The following is a 4385-nucleotide window of genomic DNA, read 5'->3' on the forward strand; positions in this document are numbered from 1 at the left end:
GCCACGGCCGTGCTGATGGCCGAGCGGCCGACGCCGCCGGCGGTGATGAAGCGCCTGAAAGACCATCAGGCCAGCCTCTTCTACGGCGTGCCGACGCTTTATGCCGGTATTCTTGCCGCCGAAGGGATCACGAAAGAGAGCGGTTCGGCGAAGTTGCGCCGCTGCGTTTCGGCCGGCGAGGCCTTGCCCGAGGATATCGGCAAGCGCTGGGAAAAACTGTTTGGCGTCGAGATTCTGGACGGCATCGGCTCGACCGAGATGCTGCATATCTTCCTGTCGAACCGGCCGGGTGACGTGCGCTACGGCACCACCGGCATAGCCGTGCCGGGTTATGACCTGCGCATCGTCGACGAGCATGGCAAGGACGTGGAGCAGGGCGGCATCGGCGAATTGCTGGTCAGTGGCCCGTCCAGCGCCATGGCCTACTGGAACAACCGCACCAAGAGCATCGCCACCTTCCATGGCCCATGGACGCGCACCGGCGACAAATACCTGCGCACCAATGACGGCTATTACATCTATGCCGGCCGTTCCGATGACATGCTGAAAGTCAGCGGCATCTGGGTTTCGCCATTCGAGGTCGAATCCGCCCTGCTGGCGCATCCCAAGGTGCTGGAAGCCGCCGTGGTGGCCCATGCCGACACCGACGATCTGATCAAGCCCAAGGCCTATGTGGTGCTCAAGCCTGGCATCGGTGCGGAAGACGCGCTGGCCGATGAACTGAAGGCCTTCGTGAAGGATCGCCTGGCGCCTTACAAGTATCCGCGCTGGGTCGAGATCGTCGGCGAACTGCCCAAGACGGCCACAGGCAAGATCCAGCGTTTCAAACTGCGCGACAAGGCATGATGCATTGGGCATGACGGCAGATTGCAGCCATGTCGAGCTGAGCGGCGGACGGATCGAATATCGCTGGGTCGGTCCGCGCGATGCCGGTCTGCCTGTGTTGGTCTTCCTGCATGAGGGATTGGGCTGCGTCGCGTTATGGAAGGATTTCCCTGATCGCGTGGCGGCGGCCACCGGTCTGCCGGCGCTGGTATACAGCCGCATCGGCTATGGCGGCTCCAGCCCCTGCGCGCTGCCCCGGCCACTCACCTACATGCATGAGGAAGGCGAACGGGGGCTGCCCGAACTGCTGGCGGCCCTGGGCATCCGGCGCCATATCCTGGTCGGGCATTCCGATGGCGCTTCGATTGCGCTGATTTACGCTGGCACCCCGCATGATGGCCTGCTGGGACTGGCCGTCATGGCGCCACACAGTTTCTGCGAGGCGGTTTCGGTCGCCTCGATCCGCGCCGCCAACGAGGCTTATACCAGCGGCGACCTGCGCGCGCGGCTGCAGCGCTATCATGGCGACAATGTCGATTGCGCCTTCCATGGCTGGTGTGATGGCTGGCTCAATCCGGGTTTCCTGCGCTGGAACATCGAGGGCTATGTCGACCGCATCACGGCGCCGGTCCTGGTGATCCAGGGCGAGGATGACGAATACGGCACGGCGGCGCAGGTCGAGTCCATTGCCCGCCGGGTGGCGGGGGCGGAGACCCTGATGCTGCCAGCTTGCGGCCACTCCCCCCAACGGGACCAGCCCGAGGTTACTCTTGGCGCGATTGCCAGTTTCATCCGTAAGCTGACGGTCTGAAGGCGCGACTCGCTACATAAAATTGAAAGTCAGTCTCACTTGCTGCTGGTCAGGGTGGGTGCTAGTTTCTGCTCCTGAAAGTTAATCGCATAAACAACCATCCCGCTTACAGGAGCAGAGGCATGCGTCTCGCCACTCTCAGCCAACCCTCCATAACCCGCCGTGTTGCCATGCTCGGGCTGCTGGCCGGCGCCGCGATCCTTGGCCTGCCCGGCCTCGCCGCGGCGCAGGACAAGGTGATCAACCTGTATTCCTCGCGGCATTACGATACCGACGAGGCGCTCTACGCCAATTTCACCAAGGAAACCGGTATCAAGATCAACCGGCTGGAAGCCAGCGAGGACCAGCTGCTGCAGCGCATGCGCGCCGAGGGCGACAAGAGCCCGGCCGACGTGCTGATCACCGTGGATGCCGGCCGCCTGTGGCGTGCCCAGGAAGCGGGTCTGCTGCAGCCGGTGAAATCCGCGGCGCTGGAAAAGGCCATTCCGGCCCATCTGCGCGAACCCGATGGTCATTGGTTCGGTTTCTCCAAGCGCGCCCGCATCTTCGTGGTCAACAAGACCAAGGTGAAGGCCGGCGAGCTGAACCGTTATGAAGATCTGGCCGATACGAAATGGAAGGGTCGCCTGCTGATCCGCTCGTCGACCAATGTCTATAACCAGTCGCTGGTCGGCGCGATGATCGCCACGCTGGGGCCTGAGGCGACCGAGACTTGGGCTCGGCATGTGGTGGCCAATTTCGCCCGCGCGCCGAAGGGCGGCGACACCGACCAGATCAAGGCGGTGGCGGCCGGCGAGGGCGATGTGGCGTTGTCCAACACCTATTACTTCGCGCGCCTGCTGGGCTCGAAGAAGCCTGAGGATCAGGCCATTGTTGCCAATCTGGCGGTGATCTTCCCCAACCAGGGCGATCGCGGCACCCATGTGAATATCAGCGGCGCCGGCGTGGCCAGGCATTCGCCCAACAAGGCAAATGCCATCAAGTTCCTCGAATACCTCGCCTCCAAGCAGGCGCAGGAATATTTCGCCAGGGGCAATTACGAATTCCCGGTGATTGGCGGCGTGCCACTGCATCCGGTGATTGCCGCCTGGTCGGAATTCAAGGAAGACACGCTGAATGCCGCGGTGTTCGGCAAGAACAACGAAGCGGCGCTCAAGCTGATGGACCGGGCTGGCTGGAAGTAACTGGCTATTGCCACGGCAATGCAAAAGGGCGGGATTTCCCGCCCTTTTTTATTCATCGCCAATACGCAGCGTCAGGCCCGCCGCGCGATCACCATGAAGCAGGGCACCGGCTGGCCCATTTCCTCGCGGCCATAGGTCTGCTCCAGGCTGAGTACCGTAAAGCCCGCTTGCTGCAGCGCGCGACGCAGGTAGCCTTCGTCATGCTGGTAACGTCCGGTCGGGCCAAGCTTGAAGCCTTCCGCCGGTGCAGGGCCCTGCATCGCCTCGACGGTGAAACCGAGCAGGCCGCCGGGCGTGGTTTTCGCTGCGATGGCCTGCAGGGTCGGGTCGAGCAGGCCGAAATAGCAGAACACATCGGCGGCCACCGTCATGTCGTAACGCTCCGCCGCGCTGCCGAGGAAGGCGCCCAGTTCAGCCTCGTGCAGCGCATCGTAGAGGCCACGCGCTTTCGCCTTGGCCAGCATGCCGCCACTGAGGTCGACGCCGACCAGCCGTTTGGCCAGCGGTTTCAGCAACGGGGCGCAGAGGCCGGTGCCACAACCGGCATCGAGGATGGCAAGGCCATGGCGCGCGCCAAGCTGTTGCTGCAATGCGCCGCAGAGCAGTTCGGGCACGCGATAGCCCAGCCCGGCCAGCGTCTTCTCGAAATCGCCGGCGAAGCGGTCGAAGGTTTCGCGCACATAGGTGTCGTCGGCGCGCGCCGGAGCATTCTCGCCCAGGATGGCGGCGGCCATATGCTGCGCCACCGGATCGGCTTTGCAGGTCTCGCGCCATTGCCGGGCGTAGCGCTGTGCCTTGTCGGTCTGGCCGGCGCGGATCATGCCATAGAGCATCTCGCCCATATGGTATTGCAGCATGGTGTCGTCCGGCGCCACGGCGATGGCGCGGAAGGTGACTTCCGCGCCCTGTTCGTATTCGCCGATCTTGTAGAGCGACAGCGACATGTTGCGCAGCGCATGAGGATGGTTCGGCGCCAGGGCCACCGCCTTCAGGCAGCTGTCGATGGCGCCGTGGAAATCCTGCCGCGTGGCCAGCAGGCCGGCCAGATTGGCATGGGCATCGGCAAAACCCGGCTCCAGGGCCACCGCCTGGCGATAGGCGGCCTCGGCCTCATTGGTCTGGTCGGCGTCGCGATAGGCATTGCCAAGGCTGAAATAGGCCTGGGCATAGGCGGGATGCTGCTCGATGGCGGTCTTGTAGCTGGCGATGGCGCCCGGAATGTCACCGCTTTGGCGCAAGGCCACGCCGAGATTGAAATGCAGCAGGGGATGCTGCTGCTGCTTCAGGCCATCGCGATAGGTCTCGATCGCCTGCGCGACGCGGCCCTGGCGCAGATAGGCGTTGCCGAGATGGACGTAACCGTCGACCACCTGCGGGGCCAGTTGAATGGCGCGCTTGAAGGCCTGCGCGGCGGGTTTGGCCTCGCCAAGCTGGGTGTGCAATTGCCCGAGGCCGAACCAGGCATCGGCGCGGCGTGGGCTTTTCTTCACCAGGTCGTCCAGCAGCCTGCGGGCGGCATCGACCTGGCCCTGCGCCAGCAGGGCGGACGCCATCGCCAGGGGATC

General features: G+C 64.1%; 4 protein-coding genes. 3 read left to right on the plus strand and 1 reads right to left on the minus strand.

The features are described 5' to 3' along the window. The 3 genes from Q1J79_RS14975 to Q1J79_RS14985 all read left to right on the plus strand — a co-directional run. The coding region (locus tag Q1J79_RS14975) for a benzoate-CoA ligase family protein (RefSeq protein WP_300301878.1) at nucleotides 1-846 on the plus strand (846 nt) is incomplete at its 5' end. A gap of 10 nt (nucleotides 847-856) precedes the next feature. After that, nucleotides 857-1636 (plus strand): alpha/beta hydrolase, encoded by a 780-nt coding sequence (locus tag Q1J79_RS14980; protein ID WP_300301881.1) that lies wholly within the window; start codon nucleotides 857-859, stop codon nucleotides 1634-1636. Nucleotides 1637-1758: 122 nt separating this feature from the next. Next, nucleotides 1759-2820: a Fe(3+) ABC transporter substrate-binding protein gene (locus Q1J79_RS14985; RefSeq protein WP_300301884.1), complete on the plus strand. Its 1062-nt coding sequence runs from the start codon at nucleotides 1759-1761 to the stop codon at nucleotides 2818-2820. A gap of 71 nt (nucleotides 2821-2891) precedes the next feature. Here the strand turns inward: Q1J79_RS14985 and Q1J79_RS14990 are convergent. Next, nucleotides 2892-4385 (minus strand): tetratricopeptide repeat protein (locus Q1J79_RS14990; protein WP_300301887.1); only part of this gene is annotated, 1494 nt, incomplete at its 5' end.

Origin of the sequence: Ferrovibrio sp. (assembly GCF_029255545.1) — a bacterium.
GTDB lineage: Bacteria > Pseudomonadota > Alphaproteobacteria > Ferrovibrionales > Ferrovibrionaceae > Ferrovibrio.

What these genes read in the sequence shown, in the direction of transcription:
- Q1J79_RS14980 (WP_300301881.1), top strand. Translation starts at nt 857, where the DNA reads ATGACGGCAGATTGCAGCCATGTCGAGCTGAGCGGCGGACGGATCGAA.
- Q1J79_RS14985 (WP_300301884.1), top strand. Translation starts at nt 1,759, where the DNA reads ATGCGTCTCGCCACTCTCAGCCAACCCTCCATAACCCGCCGTGTTGCC.